The sequence below is a fragment of the Affinundibacterium fentianense genome (assembly GCF_018139545.1).
Lineage (GTDB): Bacteria > Pseudomonadota > Gammaproteobacteria > Burkholderiales > Burkholderiaceae_D > Undibacterium > Undibacterium fentianense.
This window is the reverse complement of record NZ_JAGSPJ010000003.1, coordinates 150,007-169,211: the sequence shown is the minus strand read 5'-3', so window position 1 is coordinate 169,211 and position 19,205 is coordinate 150,007. Positions and strand designations below refer to the sequence as shown.

At 45.4% G+C, this 19,205-nt stretch carries 12 protein-coding genes and 1 tRNA gene; 6 read left to right on the top strand and 7 right to left on the bottom strand.

Annotated features, from left to right (window positions below; all coding sequences use genetic code 11):
• Window positions 1-9: 9 nt before the first annotated feature.
• The 3 genes from KDM90_RS08515 to murJ all read right to left on the bottom strand — a co-directional run bounded on the left by KDM90_RS08515 (window position 10) and on the right by murJ (window position 7,493).
• Entirely contained in the window at window positions 10-1,986 is a 1,977-nt protein-coding gene (locus KDM90_RS08515; RefSeq protein WP_212675178.1) for a peptidase U32 family protein, read from the bottom strand.
• 94 nt (window positions 1,987-2,080) lie between these two features.
• A complete protein-coding gene (locus KDM90_RS18280) occupies window positions 2,081-5,545 on the bottom strand; it encodes an ATP-binding protein (RefSeq protein ID WP_212675177.1) in 3,465 nt (1,154 codons plus the stop codon).
• Window positions 5,546-5,942: 397 nt separating this feature from the next.
• Entirely contained in the window at window positions 5,943-7,493 is a 1,551-nt protein-coding gene (gene murJ / locus KDM90_RS08505; RefSeq protein ID WP_212675176.1) for a murein biosynthesis integral membrane protein MurJ, read from the bottom strand.
• 191 nt (window positions 7,494-7,684) lie between these two features.
• Here murJ and KDM90_RS08500 point away from each other — a divergent pair.
• Both KDM90_RS08500 and KDM90_RS08495 read left to right on the top strand, forming a co-directional pair.
• Window positions 7,685-7,775: transfer RNA gene (locus KDM90_RS08500), tRNA-Ser, on the top strand.
• Between the two features lie 743 nt (window positions 7,776-8,518).
• Window positions 8,519-10,357, top strand: a complete 1,839-nt coding sequence (locus KDM90_RS08495; protein ID WP_212675175.1) for a M61 family metallopeptidase — start codon at window positions 8,519-8,521, stop codon at window positions 10,355-10,357.
• Window positions 10,358-10,468: 111 nt separating this feature from the next.
• Here KDM90_RS08495 and KDM90_RS08490 read toward each other — a convergent pair whose 3' ends face one another.
• Window positions 10,469-12,079, bottom strand: a complete 1,611-nt coding sequence (locus KDM90_RS08490) for a M1 family metallopeptidase (RefSeq protein WP_212675174.1) — start codon at window positions 12,077-12,079, stop codon at window positions 10,469-10,471.
• A gap of 243 nt (window positions 12,080-12,322) precedes the next feature.
• On the opposite strand from KDM90_RS08490, the gene KDM90_RS08485 reads away from it, so the two are divergent.
• Window positions 12,323-12,961, top strand: coding sequence for a response regulator (locus KDM90_RS08485; RefSeq protein ID WP_212675173.1), 639 nt, complete (start codon window positions 12,323-12,325; stop codon window positions 12,959-12,961).
• A 62-nt stretch (window positions 12,962-13,023) separates the two neighbouring features.
• Here KDM90_RS08485 and maiA read toward each other — a convergent pair whose 3' ends face one another.
• Window positions 13,024-13,680 carry a maleylacetoacetate isomerase gene (gene maiA, locus KDM90_RS08480; protein ID WP_212675172.1) on the bottom strand — a complete coding sequence of 219 codons (657 nt, stop codon included), beginning with the start codon at window positions 13,678-13,680 and terminating at the stop codon, window positions 13,024-13,026.
• 58 nt (window positions 13,681-13,738) lie between these two features.
• Window positions 13,739-16,246 carry a DUF349 domain-containing protein gene (locus KDM90_RS08475; RefSeq protein WP_212675171.1) on the bottom strand — a complete coding sequence of 836 codons (2,508 nt, stop codon included), beginning with the start codon at window positions 16,244-16,246 and terminating at the stop codon, window positions 13,739-13,741.
• A 350-nt stretch (window positions 16,247-16,596) separates the two neighbouring features.
• On the opposite strand from KDM90_RS08475, the gene KDM90_RS08470 reads away from it, so the two are divergent.
• The gene (locus tag KDM90_RS08470; RefSeq protein ID WP_212675170.1) at window positions 16,597-16,995 is read left to right on the top strand and encodes a hypothetical protein; all 399 of its coding nucleotides are present in this window, start codon (window positions 16,597-16,599) and stop codon (window positions 16,993-16,995) included.
• Window positions 16,996-17,078: 83 nt separating this feature from the next.
• Here KDM90_RS08470 and KDM90_RS08465 read toward each other — a convergent pair whose 3' ends face one another.
• A complete protein-coding gene (locus KDM90_RS08465; RefSeq protein WP_329605312.1) occupies window positions 17,079-17,666 on the bottom strand; it encodes a DUF1345 domain-containing protein in 588 nt (195 codons plus the stop codon).
• Window positions 17,667-17,952: 286 nt separating this feature from the next.
• Here KDM90_RS08465 and KDM90_RS08460 point away from each other — a divergent pair, with 286 nt between their 5' ends.
• The gene (locus tag KDM90_RS08460) at window positions 17,953-18,285 is read left to right on the top strand and encodes a hypothetical protein (protein ID WP_212675168.1); all 333 of its coding nucleotides are present in this window, start codon (window positions 17,953-17,955) and stop codon (window positions 18,283-18,285) included.
• Window positions 18,282-19,148, top strand: coding sequence for an HDOD domain-containing protein (locus KDM90_RS08455; protein WP_212675167.1), 867 nt, complete (start codon window positions 18,282-18,284; stop codon window positions 19,146-19,148). The genes KDM90_RS08460 and KDM90_RS08455 overlap by 4 nt, the downstream gene beginning before the upstream one ends.
• The last annotated feature ends 57 nt before the right edge of the window (window positions 19,149-19,205 follow it).

The following is a 19,205-nucleotide window of genomic DNA, read 5'->3' as shown; positions in this document are numbered from 1 at the left end:
GGCAATAATTTATTGCGGACGGCTCTTGTGAAAGACCAATGGACTCACGACCGTTGTCGGCGGAGCTGATTTCAAAATATGCGGCTTCATGCTACCCATGACATGCATTTCACAGGGCTTGCAATCAAATCGTAAAGTAAATTTCTCGTCACCATTGACCAAAGTCATCGGCTCAGCCCTCACTTGTCCTTGCACACCTGTCACGCCTTTCGCCTGTTTAGGGCAAAGATTAAAAGAGAAACGCAAACAATGCTTGGTGATCATCAGAGGAACTTCACCTGATTCTTCATGAGCTTCGTAAGCTGCGGCGATTAACTGGACACCATGCTTCTTATAAAAAGCACTGGCTTTGTGGTTATACACATTCGCCAAGTAGCTCAAGGTCGTCTCGGGGTAAGGTACCAAGGGTTCCTCAGCGGGCTCGCGTAAAGGACGTTTCCACTGACGTACACGCTCTTGCTCATGGTGTGCGATCGCGTCACGTCGTAAGGCGTTCATTTGTGAACTTGGAACAAACCATGGTTGGCTCAACTGTAAATCAATTTGCTCGACGTAGAACATGGTATTGCCCAGCTTAGCCAAAGCATCGCGCAAACTTGCCTCTGCTTTTTCAGCTTGTTGCGCTGGTTCGAGTACCAGCTCGATACGTGTCGTTGTATCGATACCGTCAGCGTCCGACAAGGCTAATTGCAAGCCTCGTTTTTGCTCATGTTCATACTCAGACAACGTCATCCACAAGCCCAATTTACGCTCGGCTGACTTTTTAGTTAGTGCCATTTCCCATTGTTGATCGCGATTGCGATGCACTGACATACCGACTTTCAAGCTGGCGAATTCTGCCATCTTTTCATTCGGATACACACGCCAAATAGTGCCATTCTCGTTCGTCGATTTTTTTTCGACTGTATTGGCATGCACACCGACCACTTCACGTTTATGCATGTAGTTGAGGCCGTCGCCATTGGCGAGATCTTCATTGGTTTCCAATTCAAACCAATCGGGTCCTAAGCGGGTAACGTAACCAATATGTAAGCCGACAAATTTCGGCGAGTCAAACGCCCCAATATTATCGAGACGTCCATTTGCAAAGTAATCGGTGTGTCCGCGGTGAAAAGTCTTATCCACATTCGGCGTAAACGCGACTTGGGTATGTCCGCTCGATGCCCGATAGTATTCGGGGCGGCGCTCTAAGATTTCATCCAGCAATAAACGATAGTGCGCCGTGATGTTTTTTACATAGCCCATATCTTTATAGCGGCCCTCAATCTTTAAAGATTGAATTCCCGCGTCGAGCAAAGCCTCTAAGTTTGCACTTTGATCATTGTCTTTCATCGACAATAAGTGCTTGTCGTAAGCGACCACGCGTCCAGCGCTATCGGTCAATGTATACGGTAAACGGCAGGCTTGCGAGCAATCACCCCGATTCGCGCTGCGGCCATCTTTCGCGTGTGAGATATAACACTGGCCAGAAAACGCCACGCACAGAGCACCATGAACAAAATATTCAAGCGGCGTTTGTGTTTGTGCCTTAATCGCTCGAATTTGTTCTAGAGTTAATTCGCGAGCTAGTACTAACTGTGAAAACCCCGATGCTCCCAAAAAGTGCGCCTTCGCCGGTGTACGAATATCACATTGCGTGCTAGCATGAATTTGAATCGGTGGAATGTCGAGTTCCATTACTCCCATATCTTGCACGATCAAAGCATCGACACCCGCATCATAAAATTGATGAATCAAAGCTTGGGCTGGCTCCAATTCGCTGTCATGCAAAATCGTGTTCAAGGTAACAAAAATGCGCGCGTGATAACGATGGGCAAATTCTACTAATTTTGCAATCTCACTAATTTCGTTACTCGCATTGTGCCGCGCTCCAAACGAAGGCCCTCCGATATACACGGCATCCGCGCCATGCAAAATCGCTTCCCGGCCAATTTCTATGGTCTTAGCGGGAGAAAGTAACTCGATTTCATTGGTGCGTAGGGTCATGGCGAGACATCAGGACAAACTGGAGAAGGCGCGATTATAACAAAAGCGCGTTGCGACGCTCGAATTGTGAAAAATAGCAATAATGCCAATTTAGCTAGGCTACAATCTTCGCCTGCGCATTGAGCCAAGCCTGTGCTTCGGCCATCGTCAGATCCAATACGGTCTTAATTTCGATAAATAGGCGATCGGCCTCATCGACTTGTTGTGACTTGATTGCAGACTCCAATGCCTTCGACGTTTCAACAAATGCCACGGCACCTAAAGTCCCCATCGACCCACGCATCGTGTGAAAAACCCTAGCAGCCTCGTCAATTTTTTGTGCGCGCCACGCTTGCAATGCTTGGTCGTATTGGTTCTGCGCCTTTGCAACCATATTTTGAATCAGTCCAATGAAAGTATTCCGATAGGCCGGATTGCCCTCACAAAAAGCCATAAAACGATTCGGATCGAAATAATCTGGCTGCTCGTCTTCAATCGTCTGGGACGGCACTTCCATTTCTTCACGTTGTCGAATTTCAAAGCCACGCGACCTCAGGTAACGCTCTAAAGCGACTTGCAACTCTTTGCTCTCTAGCGGCTTACTCACATAATCGTCCATACCAGCTTGAAGACAAATTTCTTTGTCTCCATGCATTGCTGCAGCGGTCACTGCGATGATTCGTGGTTGACGGATGCGAGAATTCCGCACTATTTTGGTACTCTCCAGCCCATCCAATACAGGCATATGCAAATCCATCCAAACAACTTCAAATGCGTGTTGATTTGCATCTGCGGCTAAAATTTGATCGACTGCGTCTCGTCCATCATTCGCATAAACGGCCTCATATCCCAAGCGCTCCAACATCATGCCGGCAACTTTTCGATTTGTCGGATTATCATCGACCACCAACATACGTAACGGAAACCGCTCACCTAAAGTTGGACGACCTTGGCGACGCTCTTGCTCCAATTGGAACCCTGCTTGTCCAGGTCGAATCGCGTCAGGTATAAACAAGAGCTGTAACAATGCTTCGGTGAGATGGGATTCACGCACAGGCTTTAACAAATAAGCCGCGCCTAAACGATCTAATTCTTTCTCGCGGCTTTCGGCCTGTATCACAATCGCCAAAACAGGCAAGTGAGCCAAATTTCCAGATGCACGCACAGCATGGATGAAATCCGTCGTCAGCAGATTGCTTTGTTCAACATTGACCATAATCAAAGCAAAACCCTTGGTGTCAATGTTGCGAATCTCTTCCATCGTCTGGATTACTTGCGATGGCATCTGATATTCCAACAGGCGTTGTTGCATAATGCGCGCGCTGTTCGCATTGGGATCAATCAACAACACAGGCTTACCGCCCAAAGACTTCAGCTGCTCACGTGCCGCCATATCACTGGTATTCGGATTCACCGCAGCTTCATCCGTGAACGCTTCCGCTTGCAATTCCACGGTAAATACGCTGCCCTTGCCCTCTTCACTTTGAAGCTTGATTCCCCCTCCCATCATTTCCGCCAAGCGGCGGCTAATTGCCAAGCCTAATCCGGTACCACCATACTTACGCGTCGTCGCCGCATCAATCTGGGTGAATGCGGAAAATAATTGGGTCACCCGATCTGCTGGAATGCCGATGCCCGTGTCCTTCACATGGATCGCCAACCGATTGACTTGTTCACTCGCGCCCCGACTGACCTGTATAGTCACCTCGCCGCTCTCTGTAAACTTAACCGCATTACTTAGAAGATTAAGAACAATTTGACGGACACGGGTAATGTCCCCCAAAATGAACCGTGGCACGTCCCGATCAAATTCATAGAGCAATTCCAACTTCTTTTGGTTTGCTGCGCTCGCAAGTAAAGCAATGCAATCCTCAATCATTTGTTGCAATGAGAACGGCTCACATTCCAACTCCATTTTGCCAGACTCAATTTTCGAAAAATCCAAAATATCGTTAATAATAGTTAGCAAAGCATTCCCCGACGTGCGTATGGTTTCAACATAATCATGCTGTTCTGGATTCAAGGCTGTACCAGCCAACAAATCGGTCATTCCGATCACACCATTCATGGGTGTACGAATCTCATGGCTCATGGTTGCAAGAAAAGCCGCTTTGGCATTTGCGGCCTGCAAGGCTTGCTCGGTCTGATGCGCTAAATCCTCCGTGCGCGCAAGCACCCTAGCCTCAAGCTCCGCGTTTTGTGCCATCAACGCATCGCGCGACTGCTTGAGCGCGTCAGCCGTATGTCCCAATTCCAAATTAATTTGCTGAAACTCGACAAAGTTGGTCCGAATCAAACCCGGATCTAAATCACCATGTCCAAGCTTAACAGCCGCCCTTGCGATCGCGCTAATACTCGCATTTAAACGCGATGCAAACCAGATACCAAAAGCGGATGCCACCAAAGCTAGCACCACCGCCAGTATTAAAGTCTTTTGACTTTTTTCTTTAATGACATAGTTAAAATCCTCAGATGGCACAGCAATTACCAAGCGCCAATCGGGGAAATTAAAATCCTTCACCTGGTGTTGCGCGAGTACATTGGATGTACGGCTACTTCCTTGATTCAAGACCAACGCATGAGCGAGATAACTCTTATTTTCAAATTCAAACTGAAAATTTTCACAAATCCCGCCAGACTGGCACAAATTAGCATTGTTTTGACTTTCCCGGTTGCTGGTCAAAACCAGTCCCGTTTTCACGCGTTCTGGCAGAGCGCGCATGGCACTTCTGATCAAAGGAGAATTCGCTTCCAAGCCGTTGACCTTAGGCATATCGGGGGAACCCAACAGCATATTCTCAACCGAGGTCGCAACCAAATCACCGCGATTATCCACAATGAAGGCAATTGCATTGGGACTGATGTCCAAATTGTGCAAGGACGCACTCAGCAATTTAAAGGACACATCCAGTCCCACAACACCAACGATTTCACGACGCGAATTGCGTACTACAGTGGAATGAGCAACTTGCAATTGATTTCGAGAAAATGAGGGATAAACATCGGTCCACGCACGCCCATCACTCTCTTTACCTGTCGGATCTGCTGCTTTTAAGGCCGCGCTGTACCATGGCCTCGTATTCGCATTGTAGGCTTGGCCATCTTTTCCTATCATCATCCTTCTATCCAGCGGATAGGCACTGCGAAAATGGCGTCTAAAACTCTCACCCGGTTCCTGTACCAACACATCTGGCAGTGCGTCTTCGTCATAGACATTGATCGCTCGGTAGCCTCCGGAGGCAGCAGCGTATCCAATAAATTTGACCAATCTCGTCCCGCGCATTGCCCCCCACGCGACTTCTTCAAATCGATCAAAGCTAGTGAAGTTTTTAAAATCGGGTTCGCCATTGACGGCGTCTCCATAACTCGAAAAGTAGCTCAATAGACGAGACGGTTCTGCGAGATCGGCATCAGCAGCCTCACTCGCACGCAAACTTGCTTGTATCATCACTGCATTTGCGGCATCCACGGCCGTCTGTTGCGCAGCACGATAACCAAACCAAGTAATGAGAACCGCAGGCAACAAGACCAGGACCCCTATCGCCAAGGGCAATACCAATTTGAGATGGAGGTTCTTCACGCTAGGCGCTTCCTTCGTCAGCGAAACCAGAAAGACATTCTCTCCGGAAATAAAACCAGTATCTAAGGCAGGTTCATGGGTGTCAATCCATTTCCTCAAGGAAGCTTGAGAAAGACCAAAAACTGTTTAAGAGCTTCTCAAAATTGTTAAATTTAAGACACAGATTACCAAAACCACAACCCAGCTATTCATGCTGGGTTTGTGCTATCTGTAGGGATATTTGCTTACAACTGATAGACAAGATATCTGCAGTGAGTAGTGCCAAGTATGGAATGAGGACGGCTATACGACGACAAAAATGCATGATTTTGACAAAACACTCTTTGTCTTTTCCGCATCATCGCGCATTATTTAGGACTATTTTTAGGACTCTTTTTTTAGGACTCTTTTTTTAGGACTATTTCGCAAGCTTTCTAAAATCACGCAAACGGAATCCCATCACAAACAACACAGCAAAATAGATCAGCATACAAACCAAAATAACGCCCCCCATTAAGCCAGCCCGCATCCATTTATGACCTTGCAATCCAAGCCAATCCACCTGATAAGATAAGCCAAGCGCGACCATTGCCATTAAGCTCAAGGCGAACAATAGTTTAAAAAAGAATTTCAACCACCCGGACTCAGGTTGATAGATTGCACGTTGCCGCAATCCACGGAAAAGTAAAAACGCATTCACGCAAGCACCAAGCCCCACCGACAAAGCCAAACCAGCTTGCTGAATAAACGGAACAAAACATACATTCAAAATCTGCGTTACAAGCAGGACCACTAACGCAATTTTCACTGGAGTACGAATATCTTGTTGTGCATAAAATCCAGGTGCCAAAATCTTCACCAAAATGAGACCCGTTAAACCAACCCCATACGCGGAAACTGCTTTCGCCGTCTCATGTACAGCGTGGGCATCAAATTTCCCATTATGAAACAAAGTTGCCGTTAGGGCATCAGACAAAGTGAGCAAACCAACCGCTGCTGGCAAAGCGAGTAAACAAGTTAAACGCAAACCCCAATCGAGCAAGGCGGAGTATTCTTTGGTATCAGCATTCGCCTTAGCACTAGAAAGACTCGGTAACAAAACTGTACCCAATGCGACGCCTAGCATGGCGGATGGAAATTCCATCAAGCGATCTGCAAAACTGAGCTGCGATGCACTCCCATCCGGCAACCAAGAAGCCCATGTCGAATTAATCATAATACTGATCTGTGTCGCAGAAACGGCTAACACCGCTGGCCCCATTTGTCGCAAAACACGTCTAACTTTTGGATCACGCAATGCAAAGGCAGGATTGGATGTGATGCGAGGTAACATCCCAATCTTGATCAAAGAAGGAATTTGTATCGCTAGTTGCAACACTCCCCCAACGAACACAGCAATACCCAAAGCGTAAATCGGCTGATGCAAATGATTGGTCAGCACCAAAGTCGCACTGATGAACGAAAGATTAAGCAAGACCGGTGTGAATGCTGGGATTTTAAATTGCCGCCAGGTATTTAATATACCGCTGGACAATGCGACCAAAGACATGAATCCAATGTACGGGAACATGATGCGCGTCAAATTCACCGTCAAATCAAATTTCGTCGGTGAATTCAAGAAACCCGATGAAAACATCACAACCAGCACTGGCGCGCCCACCACACCCAATACGCAAGTCAACAGTAAAGCCCAAACTAACACAGTCGCCACATGATCGACGAGCTCCTTTACTTCGGCCTCCCCTTTTTGATTCCGATACTCGGCCAAAATCGGCACGAAAGCTTGAGAAAAAGCACCCTCAGCAAACAGGCGTCGAAAGAAATTAGGAATCTTAAACGCTTGCACATAGGCGTCCATCATCGCGCCAGCACCAAAATACCAACCAAATAAGACATCACGAATCAATCCAGTGACACGTGACAACATCGTCATACTGCTAATCGCAGCGAGTGTTTTTAATAAGTTCATAAAGCAAGATTATAGCCTCAGGGCATCGCAATTCTTCGATCACCGCTGAATAAAAAAACGAGCGCAAACAAGCTTTGAAGTACTCTCAAGCCATAGCACCTTGGAAGAAAGGTTTTACAAACGCAGTGAAGACTGCTATACTCTCGAGCTTCCCAAATGACTGTAAGCATTTCACGGCGTTTGACGAATTCGGAGAGATGGATGAGTGGTTTAAGTCACACGCCTGGAAAGCGTGCGTAGGTTCATAGCCTACCGGGGGTTCGAATCCCCCTTTCTCCGCCAGAATTGATAAGGCTCTCCAAGTGAGAGCCTTATTTTTTGCGCTATTCAAAGTGGGCTCTGAAAATTCCATCTTCACCGTAGCCGCCCCAATAATTCAGTTTCAGCCTTCGCGAATACAACCGGTCAAGATTCAGTGCGCAGCACGATAAAGCTATTGACCAAGGCAATTCATTGACACGTCGCGAAAATCGCCGCATTTGAAACCTATTTGAATGGCGAAGCTCCTCGCTAGCAGCGCAAAGTCAAACGCACTACGGCAAGCCAGCCTCCTTGAGAAACTGATTGCCCAACCGCTTTTAGTACAGATGAACTTCCTGCCAAAGCTATGCCAAACACAACCACATCATTGAACGCAGATTCCAAATCGACGTGGGAAGCATCTGCACCATTGAAAATAATTTTTCAAAAAAAATTACCGTCCCAGATCAAAAACCATACGAGAATTGTCACGCCTCTAACCGCGATCGCGACCATCAATTTCCGAATTGATACTAATTTATTCTATCTGCGAAATCGGAAAATTAGCCATCCCACATCGATTGTGTAGCGAATTGAATGAGCGACATTGAATGCCGAAACACGTCTCAAATTGCCCCTTTACACACCGATCAACAACAGTCGAAATAAAAATTTTGTTTCAATTCTGTCCTGCCGTTGACAAGCCTAGTTTTTCCATTCATTCTCATGCGGCAATGTCTTATCCCTTCACTTTATTGATTAACGAGACTCATTCAGATTTGAAAATGAAAAAAAAACTCTTAGCTACTTTGTTCATGGCCGGCGCCCTGACAAGTCATGCAGCACTTGCCGAAGTCCAATATCAAATTAAGATTACAAATGCAGCGCAGCACCTTGCCGAAGTGAAAGTCGACTTCCCTGCAGTGACTGGAAAAACTCTCGATGTACAAATGCCTATCTGGCGTACGGGACGCTATGAGGTACTCAATCTCGGCAAAAACGTTCGACAATTTGTAGCAACCAATGGCAAAGGCAAACAACTCAGTTTTGCAAAAACTGACAAAGGAACCTGGCAAATCAAAACACAGCCGGGTGATACAGTTAAGATTTCTTACGAGATTTATGCGAATGCTTTGGGTGAACGAACCCAACACATCGATGATACGCATGCTTATCTCGACGCAAGCGGCGTATTGATGTACGCAGCGCCATTCCGGTCCCAAGCGATCAGTGTCAAACTCGATACCCCTGCAAACTGGATTTCTCGCTCAGGCATGGATAAGGGCAATTGCGACCACTGTTTCGTTGCCAAAAATTATGACGTCTTGATCGACTCCCCAATCGAGACTGGTGAACACGAGTTTCATCGTTTTGATGTGGATGGACACGAAATCGAATTGGCGATTTGGGGACGTGGAAATTATGACGGCAAGAAGATGGCAGCAGACTTGAAAAAAGTCGTGGAAGAAGGTCGCAAACTTTTTGGTGCTTTTCCATTCAAACGCTATTTATTTATCGTGCATGCAACCGATGGCGTCGGTGGTGCAACTGAACACATCAATTCAACCGTTATCCAAAAACCGCGCTGGGGTTTCGCTCCACGCAAGGAGTATTTGAATTTCATTCGGACGGCTGCGCACGAATTTGTCCACACATGGAATGTGAAGGCCTATCGTCCGAAAGAAATGGTTCCTTACGAATACCAAAAAGAAAACTACACGCGCTTGCTTTGGATGGCGGAAGGAAATACCTCGTATTTTGAAGAACTACTAACGATGCGTGCAGGACTGCAAACTCGTGATGAAATGCTCGAGGAATTTGCCAAAGCATTATTTGCATACGAACACCAACCTGGTCGCTTTTATCAAAGTGCATCTGAATCAAGTTTTGATGCATGGATTGATGCCGGCGGCGAACGCGCCCGCAATGCCTCAGTGAATATTTACAGCAAAGGTCAATTGTTGGCTACTGCAATGGATATCTTGATTCGTGAGCAAACGAAAGGGGCAAAAGGCTTCGAGCATGTGCACCAATACCTCTACCAACATCACACGGTCGAAAAAGGTGGCTATTCCGAGGCAGATGTTCGCGCTGCGCTCAAATATGTGACGGGCAAAGACTGGTCTGATTGGTGGGCAAAATATGTTGATGGCACCGCTGAAATTCCATTTACAGACATCCTTAACCAAGTCGGCCTAAAGTACACGATAGAAGGTGGCAAAGACGATGAGCAAAAAGAAGAATGGTTCACGGGATGGCGCACACGGGATACTGGTGATCACCCTGTCGTTATCGAAGTAGAACGTGATAGTCCGGCATGGAAATCAGGAGTCGTCGCGGGCGATACTTTGATTGCAGCAAACGGACTTCGTCTGACACCGAAAGATATCAATGATAAGTTATGGCTATCACAGCAAACGCCAATCAAACTAACCCTGTTCCGCCGTGATGAACTACGTGAATTAAGTCTCACGCCTACTCGTCAAGTCAAAGGTAAAGCGAAATTAAAAACCGTTGAGAATGTCAGTGACACGCAAAAAGACTTGAATAGCCGTTGGCTAGGTGTCGCTTGGCCAACTCCCAAAGTCAGCCCAAGCAGCAACACGGAGAAAGCAAAAGATTAGGATCAGTTTTTTTGATTCTTCTTTTTTGATTCTTCTTTTTAGATCTTTCTTTTTGGATCGAACTTTTCAAAGAGCGCCAGTATTCCAAATCATCGAATACTGGCGCTTTTTTTAGCGATGCGTTACCACGCCTTCAAAAAGCAACTTCACCATAGGATCAAGACTAAGTAATTTCACTTCATCTTTCATCTTTATCGAATAGTCCGTTACGCCTTGCCTGACTTCGACGCTGGCAACCTCGACGCTACCATCGACCTTTTGAATCAAAATTTCAATTGGAAAATCAAACTTTGCATTCACCTGCCGCTGTTCAATTTTCATCGTGAGAGTTTGTGTATTCTTTTGCCAGGCCCAGTCTAGCGCGACAAGCGGATAGCCCGCTTGATACAACCACTGCTGAAAAAAACGATTCAAATCTTTTCCAGATACTTGTTCCATCACGCTTTGAAAATCGCCCGATAGTACGTTACCGCCTGCGAATTTTTTGTAATACGCCTGTATCCCGTTCCAAAACCTTTCGTCGCCCAATTGTTGGCGCAACATATGAAGTACCCAGGCTGCTTTTTCGTAGGTATTCGGACTCAATACATTTTTTGGATCTTGGATCGTGACATCCACAATAGGACGCACGGTTTTTTGATGATAACGGATGACCTTCTCTCGGTCTAACAATAACTGTTTGACAAATCGCTCACGCCCATATGTATGCTCTAGATATAAATTCGTAAAATAGCTGGCAAATCCTTCGCTCAACCAAACATGATGCCAATCATTTTCCGTCGTTGAGTTGCCAAACCATTGATGGGCAATTTCATGGGCAATTAGTGCTTCTTGTTCACCTTTTCCATTCACCGAATTTTCGAAATAAAAAATCGTGTTGGCATTTTCCAAACCGCCAAATCGCGTTTTTGACTGTACATTGGCCAATTTTTTGTATGGATAAGGACCGACATTCTTTTGAAAAAATTCAAGGGCGTTAACAGCTGGAGAATAATCATAAAAGCCTTCTGTTCGATTTTGTGGGAAAACCCAGCTTGAAACAGAAATATCATTCAAGCGTGCGCTCTCCTGCATCGCAAATCTAGCGACCCCTATAACCATCACTTTGACCGCAATAGGCACATCTTCACGCCAATGCGTCAGTTTTCGATTATTCTCTAAGTTACTTTCCTCGATTTTTAATCCGTTAGCGACCACCGCGTAGTGTGCGGGTGCTGTAACTACGAATTCAACCGCGGCCTTATCGCTGGGGTGATCAATACTGGGCAACCAATGATGGCCTTGATCTGGCCAGTTATCAGCAAAGAAAACCCGATCACCAAATTTATTTTTGCTGATATGTAGACCAGATTTGGGCACGCCTTCGTAAGCAATTTTCAAATTTATGACGGAATTTGCCTCTAGATGATTTGGTAAAACGATATGCAATTTGTCAGCGACATGATTGATCGGCAAAGCCTTTCCTTCCGATTCAATTGACGTCACGCGCATTCCTTTGCCACTCGAGTCAATTTGACCCAGATCGATCTGGAATTCATTCAATACTGACTTCGCCTTCAAGGAAATGATCGCGACGCCTTTAATTTGGTCATTCTCATCATTGAGCTCAAGCGAAAATCGATAACGCTGAACATCAAGCGCCGCGTTCTTTACATAAAAATCGCGCCCGACAGAGGTGAAACTAAGCACGAACAGGGAAAAGCCAACAAGAAGTTTTTTCATATATTTCAATTTACTCTTAGAGATACACCATTCAAACATGAGGATTTTATTCGGGAACTTTATTCGAATTTGCTGGCTCAAAGGATAACAAAAAAAGCAAACTGTGAATTGCCAATCAAAACGCTTCACGTGAAAACTGTTCACAATTCACTTTTTTTCACAACTAGGGACTTGTATCATTGCGGTGGATCACATATTATTAAATTGAACTTCGTATAATCATCCAAGTTTAGGGAGCTACTGATGGAACATCGCCATAGCAGTAAACAGCCCGACTGGAAATCGCACAAATCGCGCCATGCGGCGTCTGGATTTGCTGCGGCGCCTTGTGGCATCGTACTTTCTGCCAGCTCTGTCGATTTTTACAGACGGCAGCAAATCTTGTTATCCGACGACAACAATGATGATGACATTATCTTTCTGTCCGAATCCGACGAGACAAGTTCTCAAAAGCCTAAGGTCTCCCCTTGGAAAATTCTTATCGCGGATGATGATAGTAACGTGCATGACACCACGGTACTCGCGTTAAGCGGTGTCGAAATCCATGGCAAACCGCTTGAATTCTTACATGCCTTTTCGGCAAAGCAGGCAAAAGAAGTCGCCGAAAACAATCCTGACACCTCTTTGATCCTCCTTGACGTTGTGATGGAAACTGTCGATGCTGGCCTAAAATTGGTCAACGTCTTGCGTGACGATATGTCACGTAAGGATCTCAGAATCGTCTTAAGGACAGGACAACCAGGCTATGCCAAAGAGAACATCATGGGCAACTACGCGATTGATGGCTATGCGACAAAGTCAAAATTAACTCGTTCGATTTTGATTAGTATGCTTAACGATGTTCTCGATTCCGATGAGGACAAACCGAACACCACAAATTAAATCGCGAATGAATCCTGAAAAAGCCAAGTAATTCTTGGCTTTTTTATTTGCTCAATTTCTCTTTATTCGGCGTCAGGCTGATTTGCTGGGGTAGCCCTTCTAAAGGCGTCAAGTTCCAAACAGCGTTGGTTAATTTCCATCAAATTGGGCATTTCTGATAGATCGCATTGGAAGCGTTGTGCATTGAATATTTGTGGGATTAAGCAGCAGTCCGCCATCGTCACTTGGTTGCCAAAACAAAAATCACCGCGTTGCCGATTTGTCGCCAAGCGTTCCTCTATCACTCTCAAACCTTTTTCACACCAATGTCGGTACCATGTATTTTTCTGTTCTTCAGTGGCAGCAAAATTGGCACTCAAATATTTTAGAACGCGTAAATTATTAATCGGATGGATATCACAAGCAATCGACAAGGACAATGAACGGACATAGGCGCGATCAGAAAAATCCTTAGGCAATATTGGCACCGAGGGATATTTTTCTTCCAAGTATTCCAAAATGGCCAAGGACTGACTGATTGCGACTTCATGTCCATTATGTTCATCAACCAATACTGGGACTAAAGACTCCGGATTAATTGCCTTAAATGACTCAGAAAACTGTTGTCCACCGTCTTTGATCAAGTGTACAGAAACCTGCTCATAGTCGATTTTCTTCAAATTCAATGCGATTCGCACTCGATAGGAAGCAGAGCTACGAAAATAACCGTGTAATTGCATTTTATTCCCTTTCCTTTGCTGTTCTTGGTTTTACCATTTCCAATAATGAGGCACGCAATCAAAACTCAATCTTGGACAACAAGACTGTGACACGCTGTTGACGCACGCGATCTGTCGAAAACGGTAAACTCACTAAGTCAGACATTAATGAATTAATTTTTTGTTGAGCATCTCCATGGCGTAAAGCCATTTGTAATACCTCAACCTGTTTTTTCAATCGATTCTGGGTGAATTCTGGTGGGCTCTCTATTGCCATCGCAATTTCTAAATGCAAACATAAGTCATCTGCTACCTGCACATTGTCTGCCAATCTGCGTGCATAAGCACTGTATTCCGCAGCACGCAATTTAGCGACATTTGCCACTCGTTGATCCAGCGCTTTTTTCAAATGACCAGGAATAGAATCAAATTCCTGCCATTGTTCCAATAGCCTAGGTAATCGTTCCTCTGCATCATCCATTTTCTCGACCGTTTGATCTATTTTCAAACAGTGCTCAAACGCCTTCACAAGCTGTTGTCGAATCTGCTTCATTTCTTGCGTTTGCACATCGTGGATAAGGTTTTGCAGGCGCAACAACTGCTTCTTAAAGTCGAGTTCAATATTTTGTTCGAATGCGCGAGGGACTGGCCCTATATCCCGCCACGCTACATTCGCTTTCTGCATTTGTTCGCGGAGGACGCTTACTTCATTGCTGGCAAACTCAGACAAAGCAAGACACAGGGCTTCTTTGGCGTTAAGGTTTTCTTGGCGCTGTCGATCCGCAGACTCCGAGTGACGGCGCTTATGTTCAAATACTTTGTCACACGCCAATCTAAATTGTTCCCACAGTTTTTGCTCAACTCTGCGCGGCAAAGTGAAACTCGTGGCTTGCATTTGCCATTTCTGTTGCAAAGATTTGACCTGATCAATCGCCGATTTTTGCACTGGATCAATTTGTTGAATCTCGTCGATTATTTTTTCACGCGTGGCGATTTCTTCAGTTTGGCGAGTTTCCAATGGTCGTCTTAGCGCAAGATACAGTTCATTATATTGTTGATCAAGGCGTGATTTCTCCTTTCTGTCTAATGGACCAATTTCACGCCAACCATCTCGCATGGACATGACATAATTTGATAATTTCTTCCAATCTATTGGCTCGCACAGTAAATTTGCACTCTCTTTTGCAAACTCAATCAATTTTGCCTCAGCGAGCGCTTGATTGACGCGCCGTTGCTCCGATTGCGATTGAAAGAATTCCGCTGCCGGCGCGTAGACTGCATTGCATGCAGTATCGAATCGCAACCAGAGCTCCTTCGCAGCGCCTGGTGTTCCCAAATCCATTTGCTTCCATTGTTCACGCAGCGCGGACACAGTTTCAACAATTTCTTTAGGGGCCAATTTGAGATTTTTTAATTTTTCAGCGGTATCGACTAATTCTTCCCGCGAGACCCCTCCTCCCCACTTCGCCCAAGAATTCAAGCGACCAAGCTCTTTGCGTGCCATATTCAGCCGCTCACGCAGCTCTCGCCGAAGCACGACATTGTCATACTTTTGCTTCGGATCAATTTCGCGCAAATCCTTTTCAAATTGTCGAGCCAATTGCAAGCGACCTGCAGCGATTGCCTCCTCTAACTTTACTAAGGTCTCTTCGATCTGCGTCAAGGACAACGGACTATTCAAATTCGCTTGCACCGTTTTTCTTTGGATCGTGGCTGAATCAATAGGGACTTCTTCCAATGGCGATATAAGGATCTGTTTCGACGATTCGTCAATATCAGCACTTGTCGAGGCCGAAACTTGCGATGCTAACCTCGTATCATTTTCACACTGCTCCACCACATCACGGAAATGCTGCATTTTCTGCTGACATTCTGAAATCAACGATTTAGAAATCGCTGGAATAGCCTGTTCACTCAAAACTTGATCCAATTTCGACTGCAATTCTTGTGCTCGCTCAGGATTTCGACGATCAAGATGATGTAAAGCATGATCGAGTTCGTTCGACAAGGACAAAAGACGAGACTGCAATTCGACCTGTTGCGCAAGCTTACTCTGTAAAGACGCCAGCTTCGATTCCAGCGTCTCCCGCAGAGATGCTTCGATCAAATTCGATGGCCCAGCAATCGATGCACTTTGCTTATCGATCTCAATCATCTGATTTGCATAGACACAATTTTGACTGAGTAGGTGATCGATTTGATTGATTAAAGCTTGCGCTGCTTGTTGGGTCTTTTCTTTTTCCTGCCAATGATCTAAACGCAATTGTAGCAATCTGCTGACACGTTTATCCACTTTTCGCATAGGCATCAAAGCGCGCTCGAGCATCGCTTGAGTGTGTAGATTTTCAGCCGCTTTCAGTCGCCCCTCAGCAAAATCGCAATCGACCATCAGCTGAAAAAACTGCTGTTCTGACGCTTGGCCTATCACCGCCTGTTCTATTTTTCGGAGATAGTCCTGACGGAGCTGCTCGGCACTTTGAAACTGGATAACTTTTTTCTGCTCCTCCACAGTATTCAGGGAAGACCGTGCGTCTGTATGTGCAGGTCGTGGACGACGGGATACCAGTTTAGAAAAAAAATCGAACATATAAGTTTTGTAATTTTGGTTAATGATTTAAGACTATTCTGACAAGATTGCAATCACACTCAAAAAAAATGCTAGCAATAAACTATGACAATGATCACTTAGGTCTAAAGTCAAGCTTAGGCAGGCTGATTTCAAATTAGAAAAAATGAGCGGAGCTAAGCATGATAGCAAGACTTAGACACATTTCGCAAAAGAGATCTTCGATGAATAGGGGCGAACTGGAGTCCAATCAGCACATTTCGGACAGGTCCCATTGAAACATTTGCTTGCAATTTTCCTCGCCGACACCAGTCAGCGGAATGAAAGCAAGCTCGTTGAAGGCTTATCAAAGGTATCAATGGAGATCAAACATGCAAAAGAATTTATCGACTTCTGTCACCATCTTGGCCATATTGGGAATACTGTATGCCCCAACAAGTTCAGCTCATGAGCATTTTCATCATGCGCCAAAGATAATCAAACGGCATAGTGTTCGCTACTATGATCATATTTATTATCCCAACCACCACGCTTACTACGCAAAAGAAGCGAGAACTTGGTATTGGTTTGAGCGCGGACGCTGGCACAGCGCTTACAATAGACCTTATGCAATACGCGCTGACATTGGCGGGATCACACTCCGACTAAGTTCGCCAATCCCCTACGGCGACCATCGCATTCGTGAACAATATTATGGGCCTCGTATCGAGCGCCACCATACGGGCCCAAATTCGATGAATGATCCCGATTACAGACGCGATCGTTGGTAGTCATTCGAGATTGTGTATTGAGATTCGGTCGATTTAACATCACTTTACGCGATATAGGGTGATGAACCGTACTAGGGTTCCGGCTAATTCCCCACGATCCCTGCGGCGATATTAATGGAGAATCCCAAAATCGCCGCATTAAAAAAGAAACTCAATATTGCGTGCGCCAGAACCACTCGCCGCGTTGCTCGTGACATTACCGCCACATCCGATGTTTGCAAAGCGACCGCGATCGTAAATGAAAAATACAAAAAATCCCAATAGTTTGGATGGATTTCATGGTCCGGAAAAACGAGCGCACGCGCATCTTTGGGTGACCGGTAATAAAGAACGGCGTAATGAAAGGTGAAGATTATCGCCAGCAGAAACCAAGCACCAAGGACCGTCATGCCTGCAAACGCGTATTTTAATAACTTCATTTCTGCCGAAAGCCCGCGCATTTGAGTCAATTCAAAAATGATTGCGAACAAACTAACGATTGCCGCCGCGACTAACATCAATAGAGCAGCAAGTGCACTGCTGTCCTCTCGCTGAGCAACGCGGATCACACTCTCGTGATTAGATCGTAAAAATACTGCGCTGACCGAAATTAAGTAAGTCCAAACGGCGAAATTCCACGCGATTAATCCCCGTGTCACCACGCTCCACAACCCGGGTAAAAGGAAAAACACGAGAATTCCCAATAGCGATGTAAAAATAAATCGCGGCCGATGCGAGACAAAATCACGGATGAACTGTTTAAGCATTTTTGTGTAACTCAATATAACCATATTTTCTCTATGGTCAAACATACCATGTTCGCCCATTCTGCACTATGCTGAGAATGTGCGCTAAAGAATTCGAGAGCAATGGAGAGAACTAGAGGGAGCGGGAGAAGTATTGTCGCTCACCAAATTACAACGTTGTTGCATATTTTCTCTGAAAATCATTACACTAGCGCAACAAGGAGTGTCCAATATGAACCCGAAACATCGCTATCTGCCACTCGCGCAAATTTCACCTGGCGCCATTCTCGCAGACGATCTACTCGACAAACTGGGTCACGTTTTACTTCCCTCTGGAACCAAACTGACCGAATCCATATTGCGTTCTATTGCAAATCACGAGATTCAACAACTCTATATTTTTAATGAAATCCCGACGACCGATAGTGGGCTCAACGAAGAAGGATCTCATGCGAAGGCGCAATTGGAAAGAATCGATTTCATTTTCAGACATCTCCCTCAAGATAGTCCGAGCGCAACACTCAAGACGTATATCCAACGCTATCGGACTGGGGAAACAGTATGAGTTTGTTCATTACCGATCACAATGATGATCAAATTTCGCTCGAAGAGGTGATCAATAAGATCAATAATCTTCCTAGTCTCCCCGAGGTTGCTAGAGAAATGCTAAATGATCTGAATAACGATGACATCAGTCTCGATATCATTGTACAAAAAGTGTCTTTAGATCAGTCGCTTGCAGCGAAAGTACTACAACTCGCCAACACGTCTTACTTCGGCGCAAATTCTAAAGTCGTTACAATTCAACAAGCTGTTTCGATGCTTGGAACAAAAAATCTGAAAAACTTGATCCGCACCAGTATTTTCACCAACAATTTACCCATTGGCCTTTGTCGGGGATTTGATAACAAAGCCTATTGGCGACACAATATTGCCACCGCCATTTGCGCAGAGCTGATTTCGCGTACTTTGCACATGAAACACGACTTTGCCTTCACTGCGGGTCTACTACATGACATTGGACGCTTGGTGCTCGTCTCTAAATTCCCAAAAAAATATGAGCAAGTGATCATTTGTTCGAAAGAACATGACTGCAGCCTGCTCGATGCAGAGCGTGCGGTTCTGGGGGTAGACCATGTTTCAGTCGGATTAATTCTCGCTTTACAGTGGAATTTTTCTGAGGCGATTCAAGATGCCATCCGCGGACACCATGCACCTGACGATAAAGAACTAAACTCCGTCGCATCGATCGTCCACGTAGCCAACGCAATTGTACATGCACTTGACTTGAGTGAGATCCAAGAAGAATTGGTTCCAGCCATTTCACAACATGCTTGGGACATATTAGGTCTAACGGAAGAAGCATATTTGTCGATCTTTCACGAAACGGAATTACGCTTTCATGCAATGAATCAGATAATTCAATAAGACATCGATGATTCCGCTATCCGCGTTTGATTTTTTCTAAAGGACATAATTTAGGTA

Bases quoted from the DNA above. Each gene is read 5' to 3' on its own strand.
- KDM90_RS08515 (WP_212675178.1), bottom strand. From the start codon at position 1,986: ATGACCCTACGCACCAATGAAATCGAGTTACTTTCTCCCGCTAAGACC.
- murJ (WP_212675176.1), bottom strand. From the start codon at position 7,493: ATGAACTTATTAAAAACACTCGCTGCGATTAGCAGTATGACGATGTTG.
- KDM90_RS08495 (WP_212675175.1), top strand. From the start codon at position 8,519: ATGAAAAAAAAACTCTTAGCTACTTTGTTCATGGCCGGCGCCCTGACA.
- KDM90_RS08490 (WP_212675174.1), bottom strand. From the start codon at position 12,079: ATGAAAAAACTTCTTGTTGGCTTTTCCCTGTTCGTGCTTAGTTTCACC.
- KDM90_RS08485 (WP_212675173.1), top strand. From the start codon at position 12,323: ATGGAACATCGCCATAGCAGTAAACAGCCCGACTGGAAATCGCACAAA.
- maiA (WP_212675172.1), bottom strand. From the start codon at position 13,680: ATGCAATTACACGGTTATTTTCGTAGCTCTGCTTCCTATCGAGTGCGA.
- KDM90_RS08475 (WP_212675171.1), bottom strand. From the start codon at position 16,246: ATGTTCGATTTTTTTTCTAAACTGGTATCCCGTCGTCCACGACCTGCA.
- KDM90_RS08470 (WP_212675170.1), top strand. From the start codon at position 16,597: ATGCAAAAGAATTTATCGACTTCTGTCACCATCTTGGCCATATTGGGA.
- KDM90_RS08460 (WP_212675168.1), top strand. From the start codon at position 17,953: ATGAACCCGAAACATCGCTATCTGCCACTCGCGCAAATTTCACCTGGC.
- KDM90_RS08455 (WP_212675167.1), top strand. From the start codon at position 18,282: ATGAGTTTGTTCATTACCGATCACAATGATGATCAAATTTCGCTCGAA.